The following is a 21,614-nucleotide window of genomic DNA, read 5'->3' as shown; positions in this document are numbered from 1 at the left end:
AGACATATTTACTTATGCAGATTATTTGACTATAATTCGTTTTATGAATGCTAACGAATTAAAATTACACCTTGACAACAAGGGTGAAGACCATATATGTAGTAATAGCGATATTGGTTATGTAACTCTACCTCTGCTAATGCTATCTCAAAAGCTTTTGACCAGGATAGGTGATCTTTTAGACAGAAAGTATAATATGTCAAACAGTGAGCTAGATGTACTTGCATCTCTTCACTCAGCTCATGATGAAAACCATACTCTAACACCTACAAAACTATATGAAAGACTATTTTTCTCCTCTGGTGGAATGACTAAAGTTTTAAAAAGATTAGAGCAAAAAGAGTTTATAAAAAGACTCAATAATGAAGAAGACAAAAGAAGTAAGCTTGTTCAGTTAACTCCAAGCGGTAAAGATATTTTAGAGAGATCTTTAGCTGATGTAATAGAAGTTGAAGAAGCAATCTTCGCTCACGTAAAGAGCGATGAGAGAAAAAGCTTGTCCGATTTACTCTTTAAAGCTCTTGATGGCGTTGAATAATAAGCATAAACTTGACTTTACATACCCTATTATTGTAAAATTACATCATTAAAACTTACAACCCTTCTTAATAAAAAAAATCCCAATGAAACTAAGGTACTAACTATATGAGTGAAAACACTTCACAAACACCTCGCAAAACCAATACAAGAAACAACTCAAAATCAAGAACACACAAGCCTGTAAAAGGCGCTAGCGTTGAAGATCTTCGTACAAAAACGACAGAAGAGTTAGTAATAATTGCCAACGAGTTAAATGTTGAACATCCAAATGAATTAAAAAGACAAGATATTATCTTTGAAATTCTAAAGGCTCAAACTGAGCAAGGTGGTTTCATACTATTTAGTGGTATTTTAGAGATTATGCAAGACGGTTATGGGTTTATCCGTTCTATAGATAAAAGTTTTAATGAAAGTATCAACGATGCTTACGTGTCAAATACACAAATAAAAAGATTTGCACTCAGAAACGGTGATGTTGTAACAGGTCAAGTTAGACCTCCAAAAGACCAAGAACGTTACTATGCACTTATCAAGATAGAAGCAGTAAACAGCTTGCCTCCTGAAGAGAGTAAAAAAAGACCACTGTTTGAAAATCTTACTCCACTATATCCACTAGATCAAATCAATCTAGAATATAGAGAGAAAGGTCTGACTGGTCGTATGATGGACCTTTTTTGTCCTATAGGTAAAGGTCAGCGTGGTCTAATCGTTGCACCTCCAAGAAGTGGTAAAACTGAACTTTTAAAAGAGATTGCTCATGGTATATCTACTAATCATGCAGAAATTGACCTAATTGTTTTACTTGTTGATGAGAGACCTGAGGAAGTAACAGATATGGAGAGAAGCGTTAAGGGTGAAGTTTATAGCTCTACTTTTGATATGCCTGCAAAAAACCATGTTAAAGTTGCTGAGATGGTAATTGAGAAAGCTAAACGTCGTGTTGAGTTAGGCAAAGATGTTGTAATCCTTCTTGACTCTATCACTCGTCTTGCTCGTGCTTACAATACCGTAACACCTTCAAGCGGTAAAGTACTATCCGGTGGTGTAGACGCAAATGCTCTACATAAACCAAAACGTTTCTTCGGTGCTGCTCGTAACATTGAAAACGGGGGAAGTCTTACTATCATCGCTACTGCACTGGTAGATACTGGTAGTAGAATGGATGAAGTTATCTTTGAAGAGTTTAAAGGTACTGGTAATATGGAAGTTGTTCTTGATAGAAAAATTGCTGATAGAAGAATATACCCTGCTATGGATATTCTTAAGTCTGGTACTCGTAAAGATGAACTTCTTATCGGTCCTGAAACTCTTCAAAAAGTATTTATTCTTCGCCAGATGCTACACAAACAAGATAATGAAGTTGAAGCTCTTAAATTTATCTACACAACTATGGGTAAAAAAGAGACTAATGCTGAATTCTTAGAAAGTATGAATACAGACAAATAATGAAAATAGGTGTATTTGATAGCGGAATTGGTGGGCTGACTGTAGTTAAATCTATGTTAGAACACGCTCTGTTTGAAGAGATCATCTACTTTGGCGATACTGCTCGCGTTCCTTACGGAGTCAAAGACAAAAACACAATCATCCGCTACGCAATAGAAGCCGTAGAATTTTTCAAAAACTTCGAAATAGACCTTATCATCGTGGCTTGTAATACAGTTAGTGCTTATGCACTTGATGAAATGCGTGAGAGTTCAACTTGCCCTGTAATCGGAGTTGTTGAAGCCGGTGTATTAGCCACTGCAAATGCACTTACAAACAAAAACTCAAACATTCTTATCCTTGGTACAAAAGCTACTGTAAACTCAAAAGCTTATGAAATTGGACTCAAAGAGAGAGGATATAACAACCTTCAAGCAAAAGCTACAGGCTTGTTTGTTCCACTGGTTGAAGAAGAAATATTTAGTGGTAAAATCTTAGATGCAACTCTCGAACACTACTTCAAAGATGTACAAAAGCCGGATGCAATTATTTTAGGCTGTACACACTTTCCACTTATCTCAGAGAGAATAGAAAATTACTTTTCAAAAGAGAGTATTATTATTCACTCTGGGGATGCTATTGTAGAGTATCTTGAAAATAAGTTTGAGTTTACTCATAAATATGATAAACCGACTCTGAAGTTTTTTGCATCTGAGAACCCGGATGCACTTAAGGCTGTTGCAGCAAAGTGGTTATCTCTTTAAACCTACTTTGTTATAAACATGTAAAACGGCTTACCCGCTAACTGCATATCTATCCAAACTCCATTATTCTCGCCAATGTAGCTTTGAGTCGCTTTTAAAGAGTTGTATGTCTTGGGCAAGTCAAATATTATCTTTATACCTTTATTGGCAAAGGATGTTTTCGTACTTCCGGTAATAATATTGCAAAACTCACCGACACCATCTTTTAAAGTCTCAACATCGCTCAATAATACTGTCTCGCCAAGAAGTGATTCAAGAGCTATTATTGCTATGTCCTCTGGGAAAACCAGAGTAAAAAACCCCTCTAAATCACCCTTAAAATGCATAACTGCACAGATATTATCTACATCCAGACTTGTATCAAAACCTTTGATGCTGTGTGCAGATTTCTCTGCTTTGAGTCCGGTGAAAGAGACTAAGGTCTCCACCGCCGTATCCATAAAAACTGGAAGATTACTTATAAGCATTTTTGATAGTCTAAGAGCATTTTTGGATGATTTTGAACTATTTAGTTTTTCATTAAGAGCACTCTGCGTGATAATAATATCATGAGCTTCTTCATGCATACGCTCTTGAAACTCTTTTGAATCTTTCGCCCTTATTACGGTATAGCCATACTTAGAGAGTTCAGAAGATAAATTTTTACTGTTTTGTTCATCATCGTCATATACCAAAACACACATACCTTCTTTGAATGCTTTAGGATCAAGAAAGAGGTTTGCAACATTAATATTTTTGAACAACCTTATTTTGGTGTTTTTAATCTCTTTTTTGAAAAGTCGATATAACTCCATACTATAGTCAATAAGGCTTATTGAAATCCCCATATTTTGGCTTAGGATATTTAACCGTTTGACCAGCATTTTTAGGATAACAGAATCACCTTCATATACTACGCCCTTTAAAGACACTAAGATACCTTTTATCTTCTTATCTTTAATCATATCTTTTTTTGAGATAATCGAGCTTTCTAATAATCTATTGCTGCGGTCTTGAATTACACCATTGTAACTAACCATTATCAAATCACTGTTTTTAGTATGCATCTGCTCTTTCTTTGATTTTCTTGTTAATAAAATATTAACATCGTATCAATTAAATTCTCCTATAACTATACTAATTGTTCACGTAAAATACCTTAGTAACCATTTCGAAATATTCAAAGACTAGAATTGTGACATGGAAAATCAATTACCCAAAGAGTGGTATGAAAACTTAAGCGTTTTAGATATTGCTTTTCAGCCAATACTCAACATTCATACAGGAAAAATATTTGCAGTAGAAGCGCTTCTTAGAAATCATAAAGAAGCAGGTTTTGAATCAATATTTGATATTTTTGATGAAGTATATAAAAAAAATATACTCTACTCATTTGACCTAGAACTTAGAAAAAAAACTATTAAAAAATTTACAGAAATAGCTATATATCAAGACCTAAAGCTATTTTACAATCTTGATAACCGTCTCTTTGAGATGCCAAACTTTGCTCAGGGAAATACCAAGAAAATTCTACTAGAACATAAGATAAAAAAAGACACTATCTGTTTTGAGATATCTGAGAGACATCAGATAGACGGCATACACGATATGCAAACAATCATGCAGCACTACAAAGACGACAACTACTGTATAGCAATTGATGACTTTGGTGTTGGTTACTCAGGATATAAACTTCTTCATGATGTGAAACCTGATATATTAAAGATAGACAGATTCTTCTTGCAAGACGTTCACAAGCATCCAAAGAAAAAAGTAATGCTCAAAAGTATTACTCATTTAGCTGTTCAACTTGGCATCCAAGTTGTCGCAGAAGGAGTAGAGACAATAGAAGAACTTCTAGTATGTAGAGATGTCGGATGCCACTTAGTTCAAGGATATTTTATTCAAAGACCAACTACTGATGTAACTCAAATAAAATCAAACTACACAGAAATATCTGATATTATAAATAAAGATCAGCGTTTTATGGATAAGGGATATGAAATACGCACTTATATCAAGAAGATTCCGACTCTATATATAAAAACAAAAATGGCTACAGTTATTGAGTACTTCAAAAAGCATCAAGAATCTACTATCATACCAATTGTAAATTCTCACTATGAACCGGTTGGTATTCTACAAGACGACCAGATCAAAGACTTCCTATACTCTCCCTATGGAAGGTCTCTACTGCTAAATGATGACTCAAAGAAATCAAAACTGAAAAATCTGATAAACCCTTGTGCCATAGCAGATATAAACAGTGAAATATCAACCATTATTGAGCTATTTTCTAATAACCCTGAGTCTATAGGAATTATTATCACCAAAGATTCTGAATACTATGGCTTTTTATCCGCAAGAGCCATTATAACTATCATGAACGAGCAAAACTTACTTTTTGCAAGAGAACAGAATCCACTCACAAAACTACCTGGAAACACTATGATAGAAAAGTATGTTTGGGATGCTTCAAAATCGAAAGAGACATATCTTCTTTGCTACTTTGATCTGGATAATTTTAAAGCTTTTAACGATGTTTACGGCTTTAGAAATGGTGATAGAGTAATACAACTCTTTGCTGACATACTTAGAAAAAACCTGCCTCAGGAGTTTTTCAAAGCTCACATAGGAGGAGATGATTTTTTTGTCGGAATAAAAAGTACACATGATGATAATGAAATATATATTACTGATGTAAAAAATATAGTTAAAAAGTTTACAGATGATGTTATAGAATTCTATTCTCAAGATGATAAAGCAAGAGGATATATACTTTCAAAAGATAGAGAAGGAAACAAAAAAGAATTCCCACTTTTAACGGTCAGTGCCTCAGTTTTACTTATTCATAAACGATCTGAAAAAAGATGCGTTACTAAGATAAACAACATCTTATCTGTGCAGAAAAAAGTTGCTAAACATGAACTCTCACACGTCTCACTAAGTTGTATGATATAAGTACAAACATATAAATAATATTTTAATTTTTAAATCATAGTTTAACTCTATAGATGCTAAAATCTTTACAATTTAATTTGGAGTTGCATGTGAAAGAGTCTTCTGAAGTATTAGCAAGAAAATATCGTCCCTCAAACTTTGATGAGCTTATCGGTCAAGAGACTATTGCTCAGACTTTATCACTTGCACTTGACTCAAACAGACTCTCTCACGCATACCTTTTTTCAGGTCTTAGAGGAAGTGGAAAAACTTCAACAGCTCGTATATTTGCTAAAGCTCTTATCTGTGAACAAGGTATGTCACACCAACCTTGCGGGATTTGTCAAAACTGTACTCTAGCAGTAGAAAACCGTCACATGGACATAGTAGAGATGGATGCTGCTTCTTCAAGAAAGATAGATGATATCAGAGATCTTATAGAGCAGACGAAGTATAAACCTGCATCTGCAAGATATAAGATATTTATAATCGATGAAGTTCACATGCTTACAAAAGAGGCTTTTAACGCTTTGCTTAAGACTCTTGAAGAGCCACCTTCGTATGTAAAGTTTATCTTGGCTACTACTGACCCTCTAAAACTTCCTGCAACGATTTTAAGCCGTACGCAGCACTTTAGATTTAAGTCTATTGCAACTAAAAAAGTCATAGACCATCTAGCTCATATCCTAAACCTTGAAGAGATACAGTATGAGGCAGATGCTTTAGAAATATTAGCAAGAAGTGGAAACGGAAGTTTAAGAGACACTCTTACTCTGCTTGATCAAGCCATTATTTACTCTAAAAATCATGTAGATGTCAATACGGTTACAGATATGTTGGGGCTTGTTGATCCTAAGTTCATCATGGATCTCTTTAGTGCAGTATTTGCAAAAGACTATGCCCGTCTTGTACAGTACACACAAATACTAGAAGACTATGAAGCTGAGATGGTTGTAGACGAACTTATAGCCTATCTTAAAGAGCGTATGTACAACCAAGATGCACTTTTCTCAACTCTTGTTTTAGATAGATTTTTTAGAATTTTAAGTGATTCTAAGTCACTCTTTAGCATCAATGCAGACGGCTCTTTTGTACTATCTCTTATCTTTTTCAAAATGGTTGAAGCTCTTCGTATAAAAGAAGTTGATCAAATGATCGAGTCTCTTCAAAAAGAGATAAAGAGACCTCAGATATCTAGTATAAACATAGAACCTGTACAATCTACTCCGGTTGAAGTTCAAGACCGTGTTCAAGAAAAGATTCCTCAGCAAGATTTTTTTCAAGATGAGATGCCACCTCTTGAAACACATATTCCAGAACCGGATACCGTACAACAAGTAGAAGCACCAGTAGAGATGCCAAATCTATCTCTAAAGATGTTCAATGAACTAGTTCATAGCATCAAAGACAGAAATACTGAACTAGGCAGATGTTTTGAGGAGTCTATCTCTTATATATCTTATGAAGATGAAATTCTCACTTGGGAAAGTTGTGCTAATGAAGAGTGTAAAAAGACTCTGACTCACGGTTACTCCGCTATAAAACAACTTGTACGAGAGACTTTTGGTTTTGAGACAAAAATCAAACATCAAGCATGCACAAAAGAAGTAGAAGAAAAAAAAAATGACATCCCTCTAGCTACTCCCTCGTCTCCAAAAATAGAACAACCTCAGATGCAACATGAACAGAGTATGTCTATGATTGAAGATGCTGAAATGGGTGGAAGTGCTAGTTGTGTAACTAACTGCTCCCCTGCCCAAAACGAAATAAAAGAAGTAAGTGGAACAAACATCAAGGATGAGCCTATGGTTCAAAAAGCCATAGAACTATTTGAAGCTACGAAGATAACGATACAGTCTAAGATTTAAATTCTACAAACTATTCGAAAAAGACATCACTACAGCAAAGATCTTCTTCTTTACAAAACTCTAAAACATTTTTATATGGAGTTGAGTTTCTTCGCTTAATGGTTGCAAAATTTGCCTGAGACATATTAAGCGCAACAGCTACATCTTTATCTAAAACTTTTTTATTTTTACCTACTGCCAGATAGAGTTTCAACTCTTCAATAACACCATGAAAATCTCTCATATATATTCCTACTAAATCAATAGTAGAAATATAGCGCAAGAAAAATGAAACCTACAGATATATGGCAATTTGCTATTTTTTTAGCATCTCTTTAATAGAAAAGCTAAAAACTGAACCCTCTGCGAACTTCGATTTTATCTCTAAGTTTGAATTATGCATTTTTAATATGTAACTAACCATAGCCAGCCCTATGCCCATAGAGTTGTCCCAAGTGTTTTTCTTTACTCTATAAAACTTAGCAGTGACCTTATCCAAATGCTCTTCTTGAATACCGATACCTTTATCAATAACTGAAAGTACATCATCTTTTAAAATTACTTTTACATCCATTTCAGAGTATTTAAGCGCATTATCTACTAGATTGATAAGAACTAGCTCTATCATAGTTTTATCAGCTTCTAGCATAGTATTTGACGCTTCTAAGATTATCTCTCTGTTTCTGTACTTTAAAGATAAGTTTGAAACTACTTCTTCACAAAGTGTTTTCATATTAAAACGTTTTGTTTCAAGTTTCAAGTCTTCATTTTCCAGTTTTACAGAAAGAGCTAAACGATCTAGCATCTGGGATATTTTATCTCCGTTTGAGCTTATTTTACTTAAGAACTTTTCACGTATCTTCGGACTTATATCAGGATCTTCTTGAAGTGTTTGTGCGTAACCGATTATAGATGCTACAGGATTTTTAAACTCATGAGAGATAGCGGATAATATATCATTTCTCTGTTTATTCATAAGCCTAAGTTTTGCAGTATATTTTCTCTTTTGCTTATCTCTAGAGCTCAGTTTTTTTACAAGATTTTTTAGCATCAAAGATATCTGCAGGAACTCGTAAAAATATTTTGTCTTTATTATCGCATTGTAATTTTTGTTTGATATTTCATCAAGAAAGACAGTTATCTGCTCAATATCATAGACTATTCTCGCACTCATCCTTTTAGAAATATAAAATGCTAAAACAACAACTATCAAGAAAACAAGAAATAGTTTTGACCATAAAGAGTAGAAGTCACTCATTACCTGAGCAAGACTCATAGAGAGTCTGATATAGATCTTTTTATCTTTATAAGAAAACTTCTTTGCTACATATAAAAAGTCTACTTTTAATGTTTTAGAGTATCTTGTTATATGAGAAAATTTATCTTTATTTGCCTGCATGATCTCATATCTTGAACCATGATTGTCCATTGTAGACTTTTCTGCACTTGACTCAGCGATGACAACACCATCATCATCTATAATAGTAACACGAAGCTCAGTACTTTTATTTACATTAGAAGCATAAGCGTCTAGGTCATCTACTTTTTCAAGATCAAGTTCCATCAGGATTATTGCATTTTCCAAGTGATTTTCATTGTGGTCTATGATGATTGATTTTAGTGCTATATAGCTAATAAGTGAAGTAACAAAAAGAGTTCCTACAAAAAGAACTAGAAACTTTATAATAAATATTTGATGTATTTTTAACACAGTTTGTATCCAACTCCCCGTACTGTTTGAATATAGTCTTTACTCTTATGAGGATCTATCTTCTCTTTTAGACGATTAATAGCAACATTTACAGTTTTATACTGATAAGCTTCACCGTCGCCCCATACATTTGTAAGAAGATAGTCACGATCTAAGACGCTGTTTTTGTTGATGATAAACTCATATAGAAGATCAAACTCTAACTTAGTTATTTCTACACCTTCTCCATCAACCGTTAACTCTCTTGTACTTTTATCTAGAAGCAGATCTCTATGAGATATTTGACCTTCATTGTACTTTTTGGTAGTTCGTCTTAGAATAGCTTTGACACGAAGTATAAGCTCTTTCATATTAAAAGGCTTTGTGATGTAATCATCTCCACCCCTTAAAAAACCCTCTTCTATATCTGAGTCTCTATTTTTAGCACTTAGATAAATAACCGGAGTTAAAACACCTTCATCACGAAGACTAGCTACAAACTCACTGCCCTCAACACCAGGAAGATTTCTATCCATGATAAGAAGATCTATATCTTCTTCTTCAAGTATTTGAGAGACTGTTTTTGTGTTTAAAAATCCTATGACTTCAAAACCCTCTTTCTCTAGACTATACTCAAGAAGTTCCAGTAAATCTTCTTCATCTTCAACTATAACAATTTTAGCGCTCATAAATTACCTTAGAGATTATCTTTTTATTATTGTAGCCAAATGTTGTTTTAGTTTGATTACAGTTTGATTACACTAAGTGTTATTATCAAATTTCTATTTTGTAGCCTGTTCCAAATACGTTTTTAATAGTGTCTTTTGGCAGTTTTTTTCTTAGATTTTTGATGATTGTCTTTAGAGCATCGAGTTTATCTCTATCGTAATCATCCTCATACCAAACATTAATGATAATATCATCATAAGAGAATGTTCTATTTACAGAAGAAAACAAAAATGCTAAAATAGATCTTTCTTTATTTGTAAGAACGGCGGACGAATTATTGTTTAAAAGTTCTTCTCTTTGTATATCCCAGTAAAAGCCTTCTTTTAAAACAATTGTTTTTTTAGATGTTGTTTCAAAATTAGAAAGCTCATCTATTACAAGGGTTAAAGCGTCTTTTAGCTCACTTCTACTAACAGGTTTTACAAGATACTTTGTAAGTTTAAGTTCTGTAGCTTCAAGCAGATACTTCGTCTCGGAATGAGCCGTTAGCATAATAACTTTTGTAGAGTGATTATTTTCTCTTATTCTTCTAACTAAATCAAGTCCATTTAGTTTTGGAAGGTTGATATCTACAATCATAATATCAGGTCTGTTTTTCTTATACTTCTCATAACCTTCTTCACCATCAGCAGCTTCATAAACTTTTTCAAAATGCCTAGTTAAATAGTTTACATAATTAGTTCTGATATCTTTTTCATCCTCTATATACAAAACAGTGTATGATTCTTGTATATTACTCATCAACTACCTTTAATTTGATCTCAAAACAGACACCCTTATTCTGGTTATTAACATTTAGTTCTCCATCCATACTCTCTTCAATGATTTTTTTAGACATATATAGTCCTAATCCGGTTCCTTTAGATTTATGTTTTGTTGTAAAATATGGCTCAAAAATTTTCTCTCTTATATTCTTTGTGATTCCCCCGGCATTATCACAGATTTTTATTATATAAAACTCATCTTCAAGCTCAATATAAATATTTATTATTGGGGTTTTTATACTTCTATTTACAAGTGCTTCTTTGGCATTGTTTAGTAATACCAATACAACTTGCTGTAGTTCACTCTCATACCCATAATATCTATAATCTTGTTCTATCTCAACGCTCACTTCTATGTTGTTTTCTTTAAGACTACCCTTTACTATATAAATAGATTTTTCTATCATCTCTCTTAGTAGAAAGTTATTTCTTTTCTTATTATGAGCAAAAAAATCCTTAAAATCATTGATAGTATTTGAAAGGTATTTAGTTAAAGACTCTATCTCTAAAAGTCTCTCTTCTACATCTATATTTCTAAAATTCTTTTCATGAAGTATGTCATCTATAAGAAGTACAGACGAGTTTATTTGAGAAAGTGGTTGTCTCCACTGATGAGCGATATTTTCGAGCATTTCACCCATAGCAGAAAGTTTATTTTGATGAAAGAGCATCTTATCTTTATCACTAGATTTTTTCAGTTCTGCTTCCATTTTTTCTTGAAGCGCTTCATTTAATTTTTTAATTTTTCTACTTCTGTAAAAGAATATTATGGCGATTATAAACATAGTTGCAAAGAGCTGATAAAAAAGAAAATAGTCAAACTTTTGTTCGTACTTGATTGTAAAATATTTTTTTAGAATATCGTGTTTGTCTTCTTCTGAAAGTTTTTGAACTAGTTTTTGTAAAATGTTATATAGATAAATATCATCTTCCCTGACACCAAAACCAAAAGAGAGCTTCTCATCAAAGTGAGCACTAATTTTAAAACTTGAATATTCTCCATGCTGAAAATTATATTCAATCGCCACAGAACTACCTGCAAAGCCAAAAACCTCTCCATCTTCAACTTTTCTCAATCCATCTTGTGTATTTTTAACCTCTACTACCTCTAAGTTTTTATACTTTTTCTTAATAATATCAACAAGTGCATAATCTTTAACTACTGCTATTTTTTCTTTTCCGATAGTGTGTATATCAATGACGCTAGCTTTATCAGTTTTTGTAACAATAACTGGTGGTACATCTAAATATGGGGTTGGAAAATTAAAATATTTTTCTCTTTCCTTAGTCTGCATAAATAAAGAAAGAACATCACATTTTTTCTCTTTTGCCAGTTTTATAGACTCACTCCAGCTATCTGTTTTTATAACTTTAATTGGGATTGGAAGTTCTTTTTGAAAGAGTTTTAAAAACTCTGAGTTTAATCCTTTATACTCTCCATTTACAAGTGCTTCAAATGGCATCCAATTCGGATCTACACACATTGTAATTTCTTTTTTCTTTTCTAAATACTCTTTTTCTTTTTGAGAAAAGCTTATGCTAAAAGCTGAACTGTCAAATATAAATGCTTCTATATCTCTATTTTTTATTTTCTTAACAAAGCCGGCTTGCATAAAGCTATCAGCTATAATCTTAACTCTATCCTTATCTATACTACCTACTTTATAGATATTTGAAAGCATCAACTGCTCTATCTGTTTTGCTTCAAATAATAGCGCTTCTTTTGATTTATTTTGCGTATTGTATTTTTGTAAAATAATCTCAACGATTTCTTCTTTATGCTTTAGTGCATACTCCCAACCTCTAATAGATGCTTCTTTAAACCTTTGTACTCTTTGTGGGTTTTGCAATATCTCTATTTTTGACGTAAATAAGTTTACATCATAGTATTTTGCACCATATACTACTGGATCAAAAATTGTATATTTAATACCTTTTTTGTTTAAATAATAAAGTTCATTTGTTGTGAATGCGCTCATAGCATCTATCTTTTTATTGATAAACTCATCAATCTTAAAACTTGCAGGAATATTTATAATATCTTTAGTTTTAAGACCAAACTTATCAAGCATAAGTAAAAGAGTAATATTATCTATAGAGTCAGAGACTCCCATGATTTTTTTGCCCTTTAGCTCCTTTGGCGATTCAATATTATCCTGTGCTATTAAGACTAATGGCGACTGCTTAAAGAAGTTTGCGACTAAGACAAGTGGCTTACCTTCTAAATACTCGGCTACAATCGATGAATAAGATAGACCGTATTCGGCTCTCCCTTCTAAGACTTCTTGTGAAATACTTTTTGCACTGTCGTATTCTAAAAACTCTACATCAAGTCCGACATTTTTGAAAAAACCCTTCTCTTTTGCCGCATAAAAACCTGCAAATTCAAATTGATGTTTCCATTGAAGTTGTAGAGACACTTTGTCTAATTTGTGTGCATATAGATTAGTTATAGATAATAGAAGTAGTATTTTTATAAAGTTATTGAAAAATTTCATCGCAGTATTTTAACTAAATTAATATTTAGTATGATATAAAGTTAATATAAAAGAAAGTAATAAGCTAAATTGCCTTATAATATTGGCAGATAGATATATAGGAGAATGTTATGTTTGTATCATCATATAATACTTACGTCAGTACAAACAACTCCGATAGAACTGCTAACCAACGTGTAGACAAATCAAAATCTTCGAACGGTTCATTTGAATCTAAGCTAGAACAGAGCAGTGTTTTAGAATCCAAGAACACTCAAAACTTACCAATTACTTACATCTCTAACTATAAAGCCTTTAGTAATAAACAAAAGTTAGAAGAACAATCTCAAAATAAAGATGAGATAAAGTACAATAAAATCAACGCTATGAAAAATGCACAAACAGCATACGAAGACAACTCAATAATGTTTTCACTATTTTTAGAACCACAAGCAACTCAAAGTCAAACACCTCAGATTGATCAAAAACTACCTTCTGAGCTTCAAAAAGCACAAGAACAAAATATGCGTCATACAATGGTAAATACTTATCTAGCAAATGATAAATACTACCAAATCACAGCCTAATCTTTTTCTATCCAAGCCTCAGTTTTTAATATACGTCCATCGCAAAAATATTTTAGTTTAAAAGCATTCGAGCATTTACCCTCACTAAAATCCATAATAGCTAGTTGAAGAATCTTTTTACACTTTTTTGGTATGTCAAAGTGTCCTTTCATTCCTGTCAAGAACTGCTTTAGAGGAATTTTTGAGTCCATCCCTATAACATTATCCCTACATCCAGTTAGACCTATGTCAGTTAGATATGCTGTACCGTTTGCTATTTGAAAGTCATCGGTAGAAACATGAGTATGTGTTCCGATGATTCCACAAACTTGACCTTGAAGTAGCATCATCATACCGCGCTTTTCACTTGTAGCTTCTGCATGAAAATCTATAAAAATATTTTCCACACCCTGCTCTTTTAACTCGGTCACTGTTTGTTTTGCTTTTCTAAAACCATTATCGGACATTGGCATTGAATAGTGCCCCATCAGATTTAAAACTCCAAGTTTCTCACCTGCGACTTCATAAACCTTGCATCCTGTTCCTTTGACTTCATCGGGATAGTTATGCGGACGAAGTATCTCATGAGTATCAAAGAGGGCTTCAACATCTTTTTTGTCCCAAGTATGGTTTCCACCTGTCATACAGTCAATTCCGTAAGAAACCAGCTCATTGGCATTTTTAATTGTCACACCAAAGCCATGAGAAGCATTTTCATAGTTTGCTATTACAAAATCTACTTTATGTTCTTCTCTTATTTTTTGAAGATGAGCTTTTAACATCTCTCTTCCCGGACGTCCTACTATATCACCTATAAACGCTACACGCATTACAATACCTTTGGTTTATTATTTCTAAGATAAAAAAGTACTGCTTTGATAATGTCATCATCATCTTTTGAAGCAGACTTAATAGTCTCTTTAGAGTCGTTAAAATATGAAACAGTAATATTTTGTCCATAGTTCATAATACTTCTTATTTTTTTCTCTAAGCTTAGAAGTTTGATTACCATCAGTTCAAAGAACTGTTTTGTAGGATTGTCCAACTCTCCAAACCTATCGATAATCTCTTCTTCTATCTCATATATCTCTATAGGCTCCTCGCATTGAGAAAGTCTTCTGTAGATATCTAAACGGAGTCTGTCTTCTTTTACAACCTCATCAGATATAAAGGCTGATATAGTTAGTTTTATATCAACTTTGGCTCTCTCGCTCTCCATAGTATTACTTAGCAGTTTTATGGCGTCCTCGAGCATTCTAAGGTACAGTGAATAACCTATATTTTTTATATGCCCACTCTGAGCATCTCCAACAAGATTTCCACCACCGCGTATCTCTAAGTCATGGTAAGCCAAAACTGAACCGCTTCCTAAGAATGAGTTAGACTCTAGAGCTAAAAGACGTTTCTTTGCCTCATCTGTAAGATTCTCTTTGTTTTGTACTATAAAGTAAGCGAAACCTTCAGTATGACCACGTCCAACACGACCTCGAAGCTGATGCAAGTCTGCTATACCAAACCTGTCTGCACCATCAACTATCATAGTATTTACATTTGGCATATGTATACCTGACTCGATAATAGAAGTAGCAATCATAAGATCATACTCTCCTGCCTCAAACTTCAATAACTCTTTTTCAGTCTGAACCGCTGATATCTTTGAGTGAAGCATTACAACACGAAGGTCTGGAAGTATTGCTTTTAACTCACCTAATTTTATAGGCATATGGTCTATAGAGTTATGTACGTAAAAGACTTGTCCACCACGACGAAGCTCACGTAAGATTACTTCTTTTATTAACTTCTCACTATACTCTTTTACAAATGTTCTCACACCTTGTCTCTCACTAGGTGGAGTTAAAAGTTGCGACATAGTTTTTATAGAACTAAGTGCTTGATTTAGTGAACGAGGAATCGGAGTAGCACTCATAGATAACAGATGCACGTTATGATAAAGCTCTTTTATCTTCTCTTTTTGCTTCACTCCAAACTTATGCTCTTCATCTATAATAACAACACCCAAGTTTTTAAATAATAATCCAAAGAGAGCATGAGTACCAACTACAACATCTATCTCTCCAGAAGCAAGTCCCTTAATGATATTGGTTTTGTCTTTTGTACTTACAAATCTATCTAGTTTTGCATACTTTATACCTAACTCTTCAAACCTCTCATCTAAAGAGCGAAAATGTTGAGCGGATAAAAGAGTAGTTGGAACAATAAGAGCAGACTGAAAACCTGACTTGTATGCTGCAAAAATAGTATTCATTGCAACTTCCGTTTTTCCAAAACCAACATCACCGCTAAGAAGTCTATCCATAATATGACCAGAACTCATCTGAGTAATTATCTCATCAACTGATTGGCTTTGATCATCAGTATAGTCAAACCCTGAAAGCTTTTGAAAATCCTGAAGTTCTTTTTTTGCAACACTCATTTTTGGAGCTTTTATTAGTTCGCGAGCAGCTGCAGTATTTACAATCTGACCTGCTATCTCCATAAGACGCTTTTTAACTTTCTCTTTTAACTTACCAAAGCTTCCCTTACCAAGTCTGTCAAGAACAGGCATAGAACCGCCAGATGCTATGTAACGGTCTATAAAATCAAGGTTTTCAACAGGTAGAAGAATTTTATCATCGCCAACGTACTTAATAACGATAAAGTCTTTAATCCCGCCAAGAATCTCAGTCTGCTCGATCTTCTCAAATATACCAACACCATAGTCCTCATGAACAACATAATCACCAGCTTTTAAGTCATCAAGCAAAATAGAGCTCTTTCTTCTACGTCTAATCTTATCCGGCTTATTTAGCGAGATAACAAGTTCATCTTTTGATACTACATTTAATATGTATGGAGCATAAACTTCTTTTATATTTGTAAGATTAAAAAGACCCGCTTGTTTCATCAGAGCTTCATTCGCAGCAATGATAGTTATTTTTTTATCTTTATGAACCTTTAGCAAGACATGTAAATCAGTAACTACTACTTCTTTGAAATCATCACTGTTTGGTAAAATCTCTAAGTTGAAATCTTCTCTGGATACTACGGGGTTATTAAGTGCATAAGCATCTACTAAAAGCGTATCTAAAGAAGTTGACAGTATTGTTTTTTTTTCATTTAAAAAGTTGGAAGCTTTATCTTCTAGGTACCAAAAACCAAGAGACGCTACATCTTTTACTAAAGAGTCAAATTCACTACTTTGCACTCTTTCATTAAGAATATCAAAACTATCTTCATCAAGAGAGTAAAATGCCGGCGTTACTTCTATGCTGTCAAGCTCTTCACCCTGCGTTCTTTGAGACTCTAATTCAAAGTATTTTATCTGCTCTATTGTCTCATCAAAAAGAGATATACGTACCGGCATCTTAGAAGCAGGTGCATATATATCTATGATATCTCCTCGAAAAGATATCTCACCCTCTACTTGAACCATATCTACAAAGTTATATCCCCAAAAGAGCATCTGTTCTTTAAATGCACTTAGATTAATACTTGAGCCGAACTCTATTGTATTAGATTCTAATAGTGAAGCTTGTGGCAAGTGAAATAAAAGAGTTTTTAGGGGAGATATAACTAAAGGCTTCTTTTTCTGAGAGTAGTATGTTTTTAACGCCCAAAAAAGTTGATGAAGCTCTTCTTTATAAACACGCAGATCATCTCCAAAACTAGCTCTAAAGTCTGGAAAAACCACTACTTCACGATTGAAAAACTTTGCAACACTCTCTAGAGATTTTGCTTCTTTAGAGTCTTCACATATCAACACTTCCAGGTCTTGATTTGGCTCGGTTTTAAAATATTGATATAGTGAACTTTGTGACATATTTTTCCTAATGAAGTTATATTATTGGAATTTTATCTAAGAGAGGCTAAAAAGGATTATAAAGTAAAAGAGAGACTCTTTTACTTTATGCTGTTTTTATCTGGAGTTTTTCAAGTGTTTCAGGAATTGGAACAGGTGATACATCTTTTACAACGCTATTACCTTCAAAGATACCTTTAGCTTCAATAATAAGTTCACTTGATTCTATTGTCCCATTAACTCGGCCTGCAGCTTTTATCTCGACCCTTTGAGCACTTACTGTACCTTCAATATAGCCTTGTACTACAAGTCTTTGAGTTGTAACATCACCTTTGATATGACCATTCTTACCAATGTTCACCTCTTTTTTAGAGTGGATTACGCCTTCAAATTCACCATCTACATATAAATTACATGAGAGATTCATCTCACCTTTGATCGTAGAGCCAGTTGTGATGATGGTAGTGTTTGTGTCGGGTTTGGTACCTTGATGTGTGCTGTCGCTGTTATTAAAGATTGCCATGGTATTTTTTTCTCCTTTTCAAATATGTCTTTATAGTTTTGTACATTCCATTTCACAAAATAAAAAGGATTAACTGCACGTTGAATAAATCTAAGTTCGTAGTGTAAATGCGGACCGCTACTCATTCCAGAGTTCCCTGTATAAGCGATTAAATCACCCTTCTTTACAAACCGGCCAGATTTTATCACAATCTTGTTTAAATGACCAAAATATGTTCTAAAACCATAGTTATGTTGCAAAATAACAAGTCTTCCGAATCCGCTTCTTTTATGAAACCCTGCATACTCAACAATACCGTCTGCTGTAGCATAAACAGGTGTTTTCATCGGAGCTTTCATATCAAGACCGCGATGAAACTCTTTTCTGTCAAGAGTCGGATGAATTCTATATCCAAATTTACTAGTAACACCCATATACTCAATAGGAGAGCCACTTGGGATAAACTGAAGAAGTGTAGCCATATGTTCGGAGTTTAATTTAGTTGCACTAACTCTCTCCTGCAAAGACATATCTTCAACAGGAGCCATACCAATCAGTGTTTCTATTTCTGAAAGAGAGTCTGAGACTTCATTTAGCTCTTTTTTCTTAGCCAATAGAGCCATCTGAGTGTCTCTCATGCTTTGGTCAAGTTCTGCATTCTTTTTTTTGATTGAATCGTAAGCTAGTTGCGTATTACCACGTTTTATCTCTATCTGATCAACTGAGTAGTTAAGGTAAAGAATTGTACCAACTGCAATCAAAGCTACAAAGCCTATAAACAGTACTATATACCAAATACCTTTTTTAACGATTTGGTGAAGATTAAATTGCTTTACGCCATGATCATCATTAATAGTAATAGTAAAATGATCATTCATATTCTAAAATTCCACTCTTATTATGCCTTTTTATAAAAGCTTCTACAACACTAAAAGATCCAAAGACAAGATACTTAATGTTTGGAGTAATACTTTTAAACGTGCTGTATTTTATCTCTAAATCATTTAAAGTTCTTTTAAGCCGATCCTCTGTCTCTGCTCTTTTATCGTTTATTGCTATTATTTCAACACTGTTTACTATAGGTTTTAGGATTTCAAGAATCTTTTTATAGTCTTTATCTTTATAACTGTTATATACAAGAACATATTTTTCATGCCTTAATGCTTCTCTTATAGCTTCGGCAGCAAGGGGGTTATGACCAACATCAACTATAATATTATCATTGATTGAAGTTAGCCTTCCAAAAAGTCTAGCATCTGTGAAATTATTATCACTATACTCTATATTTAAAAACTTCAAAGCTGAGATACTAAGTGAAAGATTTTGCACTAAATAACTCTCAAGTTTTAACTTTTTTGCTATTTTTATCATCTTTTGTTCATCATCTCTATCTAAAAAGTGAGATACTCTTTGTATATTTATAGAGTTTTTTTGAGCCATCGCTTTTGCAATATCATAAACTTCTGTCTCTTTTTGAGTTCCTAATATAGCAAACTTTTGAATTGCATTTAGTTTTGTAGTAGCTATACTTTCTATAGTATTTCCTAAAAAAGCCTCATGATCATATGCGATTGGAGTTACAAGAGTCAAAACTTTCTCAAAGACTGCAGTAGCATCATATTCTCCACCCAAACCAGCTTCCATAACTACATAGTCACACCCTTTATATATCAGTAAAGATAGCAGTGTTGTATATTCAAAGTAACTAAGTGCATCTGAGTCATCTTGGGATAAAATAGTCTGTAACTCAATATGAGCAACTTCTAGAGTCTCATTGTCTGCATCTTTGCCATTTATCCATACTCTTTCATTAAACTCAACAATGTGAGGGGATGTGTAGTGTCCTGTATTAAAGCCTAAAGAGTGTAGAGCAGTTGCTAAGAAACGGCCTGTTGTACCTTTTCCATTTGTGCCGACAAGATGAATAATCTTTGGAGTAGGGAGATAAGATTTTATACTCTCATAAATACGAGGCATACGAGTGTAGTCTATTTCGTCATAGTAGAGTGGTTTTGCGTTTAAAAAGTCTTGTAACACTATTTTTTCTTATACGCTACTTGATTACGACCATCTTTTTTAGCTTTATACAAGTACTCATCTGCAGAGTTTACAACACTTGACAAAGATGAGTGTAATTTTCTCTCACTAACACCACAACTCACCGTTACTTCGATTCTCTCGCCTTTGTACATAAAACGAGCCTTCTCAACATGTTTTCTTACTTTTTCTGCAAATATAGCTCCACCTTTTGAGTCTGTCTCACTTAAAAGTGCCATAAATTCTTCACCACCAAATCTACCAACTACATCAACACTTCTTGCTTCTTTTTTAAGTATTTTTGCAAAAGCACCAAGAACAGCATCTCCGGCTTCATGCCCATAATTATCATTCACTTCTTTAAAGTGGTCAAGGTCAAACATCACAACACTAAAATTATGACCATATCTTTCATACTCAGCCTCTTTTACACCCATGAAATCATCTAATGCACGTCTATTATAAAGTTTAGTTAAAAAGTCTTCTTTTGAAGCATTTTTAGCGTCTTCCAACTCTTTTTCAAGTTTGCGAACTTTTTTACTAAGAGCTGTAACTTCTGTACTATGATTTTTCAAGTCTCTACTTAAAAGTTGAGTATTTTCCTCTAGTGCTGTTGCTATTATAAATAATTTTTTATGTGCTATTTTAAAGTTAGTGCTTGTGTGTTCATTATAAGACTCTAGCTCAGACTTTATTTGTTGGATTTCTACAGTAGAGTCATCAGAACGTTCAATCATCTCTATTAGTCTTAAAGATAATTTATCCAGAACTCCATCAAGAGACTCAACCATCTCTTTTACACTCTCTTTATCAAGAGCAATTCTTAGTAAAATAATAGATCTGATTTCACTCTCAATACTAACACTATCTAAAAGTGAAGGGTTGTTTTTTATTTTTTCACTAAGACTAGCTATTTTATCATTTACACTAGATGCTATTGAAGGAACAAAAGATGAAACTAATAATGAAGCTATTCTAGATAATTCTGCAGTTGCACTTTTTGAATCCGTAGATGCTAGTGAAGTGTTTAATCCGTCAATTGTTTTTCTTAGATTGTTGCTGTCTACTGTTCCAAAAGGTCTTAATTTATTTAAAAACGTGTCATCATATGTTGTTATGAAATTTATCCAGTACTGTCTGAACTGTTCTAACTCACTTGTATTTGGGTTTGAACTTAAAAGTTTTATACTCTGCTTTGCAAGTTCGCTAGCTTCAGCATTATGAAGAACTTCTATAACTTGTAATATTCTTTTTGTTAAAGTACTTTGTGATTCAAGCAGTTCTGAGCATATAGTTGAGTTTGTTCTATTTAGTTTTGAGATTAAGAAGCGGGCTAATTCACCCATAGTTTTTATTCTATATTGAGATAATTCTTTTTGAATATCTTTGTTAAGTGTTTTTGAAAATTTATCTACTTGAGTACAATCTTCTGATTGCATCCCTGCTTTTTGAGCCTCTTTACAAAAGGCCTCTGCATAAAAATCAGGTGTTAAAAGTTTTCCTTCTAACTCAAGTCTTTTGACAGCTTTTTTAATAATACTTTGTATAGTCATAA

Annotated in this window: 18 protein-coding genes; 6 read left to right on the top strand and 12 right to left on the bottom strand. The window is 33.4% G+C overall.

Annotated elements, in window-relative coordinates:
• Nucleotides 1-25 precede the first annotated feature (25 nt).
• The 3 genes from ABZC13_RS00745 (at nucleotide 26) to murI (ending at nucleotide 2,729) form a co-directional block, all read left to right on the top strand.
• Nucleotides 26-538: a MarR family winged helix-turn-helix transcriptional regulator gene (locus ABZC13_RS00745; protein WP_372998511.1), complete on the top strand. Its 513-nt coding sequence runs from the start codon at nucleotides 26-28 to the stop codon at nucleotides 536-538.
• A 107-nt stretch (nucleotides 539-645) separates the two neighbouring features.
• A complete protein-coding gene (gene rho, locus ABZC13_RS00740) occupies nucleotides 646-1,986 on the top strand; it encodes a transcription termination factor Rho (RefSeq protein WP_372998508.1) in 1,341 nt (446 codons plus the stop codon).
• On the top strand, nucleotides 1,986-2,729 hold the full coding sequence (gene murI, locus ABZC13_RS00735) for a glutamate racemase (RefSeq protein WP_372998504.1): 744 nt from the start codon (nucleotides 1,986-1,988) through the stop codon (nucleotides 2,727-2,729). The genes rho and murI overlap by 1 nt, the downstream gene beginning before the upstream one ends.
• A gap of 2 nt (nucleotides 2,730-2,731) precedes the next feature.
• Here murI and ABZC13_RS00730 read toward each other — a convergent pair whose 3' ends face one another.
• Nucleotides 2,732-3,775 carry a chemotaxis protein CheX gene (locus tag ABZC13_RS00730; protein WP_372998501.1) on the bottom strand — a complete coding sequence of 348 codons (1,044 nt, stop codon included), beginning with the start codon at nucleotides 3,773-3,775 and terminating at the stop codon, nucleotides 2,732-2,734.
• A gap of 133 nt (nucleotides 3,776-3,908) precedes the next feature.
• Here ABZC13_RS00730 and ABZC13_RS00725 point away from each other — a divergent pair, with 133 nt between their 5' ends.
• On the top strand, nucleotides 3,909-5,669 hold the full coding sequence (locus ABZC13_RS00725) for a GGDEF domain-containing protein (RefSeq protein ID WP_372998497.1): 1,761 nt from the start codon (nucleotides 3,909-3,911) through the stop codon (nucleotides 5,667-5,669).
• Between the two features lie 89 nt (nucleotides 5,670-5,758).
• The gene (locus ABZC13_RS00720; protein WP_372998494.1) at nucleotides 5,759-7,516 is read left to right on the top strand and encodes a DNA polymerase III subunit gamma/tau; all 1,758 of its coding nucleotides are present in this window, start codon (nucleotides 5,759-5,761) and stop codon (nucleotides 7,514-7,516) included.
• 10 nt (nucleotides 7,517-7,526) lie between these two features.
• On the opposite strand, the gene ABZC13_RS00715 is transcribed toward ABZC13_RS00720, so the two are convergent.
• From ABZC13_RS00715 to ABZC13_RS00695, 5 genes are all read right to left on the bottom strand, one after another.
• The gene (locus tag ABZC13_RS00715; RefSeq protein WP_372998491.1) at nucleotides 7,527-7,739 is read right to left on the bottom strand and encodes a hypothetical protein; all 213 of its coding nucleotides are present in this window, start codon (nucleotides 7,737-7,739) and stop codon (nucleotides 7,527-7,529) included.
• Between the two features lie 72 nt (nucleotides 7,740-7,811).
• Nucleotides 7,812-9,206, bottom strand: coding sequence for a sensor histidine kinase (locus ABZC13_RS00710; protein WP_372998488.1), 1,395 nt, complete (start codon nucleotides 9,204-9,206; stop codon nucleotides 7,812-7,814).
• A complete protein-coding gene (locus ABZC13_RS00705) occupies nucleotides 9,200-9,874 on the bottom strand; it encodes a response regulator transcription factor (RefSeq protein ID WP_372998485.1) in 675 nt (224 codons plus the stop codon). The genes ABZC13_RS00710 and ABZC13_RS00705 overlap by 7 nt, the downstream gene beginning before the upstream one ends.
• 85 nt (nucleotides 9,875-9,959) lie before the next feature.
• The gene (locus ABZC13_RS00700) at nucleotides 9,960-10,655 is read right to left on the bottom strand and encodes a response regulator transcription factor (RefSeq protein WP_372998482.1); all 696 of its coding nucleotides are present in this window, start codon (nucleotides 10,653-10,655) and stop codon (nucleotides 9,960-9,962) included.
• On the bottom strand, nucleotides 10,648-13,176 hold the full coding sequence (locus tag ABZC13_RS00695) for an ABC transporter substrate-binding protein (RefSeq protein ID WP_372998479.1): 2,529 nt from the start codon (nucleotides 13,174-13,176) through the stop codon (nucleotides 10,648-10,650). The genes ABZC13_RS00700 and ABZC13_RS00695 overlap by 8 nt, the downstream gene beginning before the upstream one ends.
• Nucleotides 13,177-13,286: 110 nt before the next feature.
• Between ABZC13_RS00695 and ABZC13_RS00690 the strand changes: the two genes are divergently transcribed.
• Nucleotides 13,287-13,742: a hypothetical protein gene (locus tag ABZC13_RS00690; protein ID WP_372998476.1), complete on the top strand. Its 456-nt coding sequence runs from the start codon at nucleotides 13,287-13,289 to the stop codon at nucleotides 13,740-13,742.
• Here ABZC13_RS00690 and ABZC13_RS00685 read toward each other — a convergent pair.
• The 6 genes from ABZC13_RS00685 to ABZC13_RS00660 form a co-directional block, all read right to left on the bottom strand.
• Complete coding sequence (locus ABZC13_RS00685) at nucleotides 13,739-14,551, bottom strand: YmdB family metallophosphoesterase (RefSeq protein WP_372998473.1); 813 nt, start codon at nucleotides 14,549-14,551, stop codon at nucleotides 13,739-13,741. The genes ABZC13_RS00690 and ABZC13_RS00685 overlap by 4 nt on opposite strands.
• Nucleotides 14,551-17,541 (bottom strand): DEAD/DEAH box helicase, encoded by a 2,991-nt coding sequence (locus ABZC13_RS00680; RefSeq protein WP_372998469.1) that lies wholly within the window; start codon nucleotides 17,539-17,541, stop codon nucleotides 14,551-14,553. The genes ABZC13_RS00685 and ABZC13_RS00680 overlap by 1 nt, the downstream gene beginning before the upstream one ends.
• 85 nt (nucleotides 17,542-17,626) lie before the next feature.
• Nucleotides 17,627-17,947, bottom strand: a complete 321-nt coding sequence (locus ABZC13_RS00675) for a polymer-forming cytoskeletal protein (protein ID WP_372998466.1) — start codon at nucleotides 17,945-17,947, stop codon at nucleotides 17,627-17,629.
• Entirely contained in the window at nucleotides 17,944-18,900 is a 957-nt protein-coding gene (locus tag ABZC13_RS00670) for a M23 family metallopeptidase (RefSeq protein WP_372998463.1), read from the bottom strand. Before ABZC13_RS00670 ends, ABZC13_RS00675 begins: the two co-directional genes overlap by 4 nt.
• Nucleotides 18,893-20,059: a folylpolyglutamate synthase/dihydrofolate synthase family protein gene (locus tag ABZC13_RS00665; RefSeq protein ID WP_372998460.1), complete on the bottom strand. Its 1,167-nt coding sequence runs from the start codon at nucleotides 20,057-20,059 to the stop codon at nucleotides 18,893-18,895. Before ABZC13_RS00665 ends, ABZC13_RS00670 begins: the two co-directional genes overlap by 8 nt.
• Nucleotides 20,059-21,612: a GGDEF domain-containing protein gene (locus ABZC13_RS00660; RefSeq protein ID WP_372998457.1), complete on the bottom strand. Its 1,554-nt coding sequence runs from the start codon at nucleotides 21,610-21,612 to the stop codon at nucleotides 20,059-20,061. The genes ABZC13_RS00665 and ABZC13_RS00660 overlap by 1 nt, the downstream gene beginning before the upstream one ends.
• Between the last annotated feature and the right edge of the window lie 2 nt (nucleotides 21,613-21,614).

This window comes from Sulfurimonas sp., assembly GCF_041563035.1.
Taxonomy (GTDB): domain Bacteria; phylum Campylobacterota; class Campylobacteria; order Campylobacterales; family Sulfurimonadaceae; genus Sulfurimonas.
The sequence above is the reverse complement of the archived record's forward strand: the minus strand, read 5'-3'. Positions and strand labels throughout refer to the sequence as shown.

Coding starts and splice junctions, on each gene's coding strand:
- ABZC13_RS00730 (WP_372998501.1), bottom strand. CDS start 3,775: ATGCATACTAAAAACAGTGATTTGATAATGGTTAGTTACAATGGTGTA.
- ABZC13_RS00695 (WP_372998479.1), bottom strand. CDS start 13,176: ATGAAATTTTTCAATAACTTTATAAAAATACTACTTCTATTATCTATA.
- ABZC13_RS00725 (WP_372998497.1), top strand. CDS start 3,909: ATGGAAAATCAATTACCCAAAGAGTGGTATGAAAACTTAAGCGTTTTA.
- murI (WP_372998504.1), top strand. CDS start 1,986: ATGAAAATAGGTGTATTTGATAGCGGAATTGGTGGGCTGACTGTAGTT.
- ABZC13_RS00715 (WP_372998491.1), bottom strand. CDS start 7,739: ATGAGAGATTTTCATGGTGTTATTGAAGAGTTGAAACTCTATCTGGCA.
- rho (WP_372998508.1), top strand. CDS start 646: ATGAGTGAAAACACTTCACAAACACCTCGCAAAACCAATACAAGAAAC.
- ABZC13_RS00690 (WP_372998476.1), top strand. CDS start 13,287: ATGTTTGTATCATCATATAATACTTACGTCAGTACAAACAACTCCGAT.
- ABZC13_RS00670 (WP_372998463.1), bottom strand. CDS start 18,900: ATGAATGATCATTTTACTATTACTATTAATGATGATCATGGCGTAAAG.
- ABZC13_RS00675 (WP_372998466.1), bottom strand. CDS start 17,947: ATGAATCTCTCATGTAATTTATATGTAGATGGTGAATTTGAAGGCGTA.
- ABZC13_RS00700 (WP_372998482.1), bottom strand. CDS start 10,655: ATGAGTAATATACAAGAATCATACACTGTTTTGTATATAGAGGATGAA.
- ABZC13_RS00685 (WP_372998473.1), bottom strand. CDS start 14,551: ATGCGTGTAGCGTTTATAGGTGATATAGTAGGACGTCCGGGAAGAGAG.
- ABZC13_RS00705 (WP_372998485.1), bottom strand. CDS start 9,874: ATGAGCGCTAAAATTGTTATAGTTGAAGATGAAGAAGATTTACTGGAA.
- ABZC13_RS00680 (WP_372998469.1), bottom strand. CDS start 17,541: ATGTCACAAAGTTCACTATATCAATATTTTAAAACCGAGCCAAATCAA.
- ABZC13_RS00660 (WP_372998457.1), bottom strand. CDS start 21,612: ATGACTATACAAAGTATTATTAAAAAAGCTGTCAAAAGACTTGAGTTA.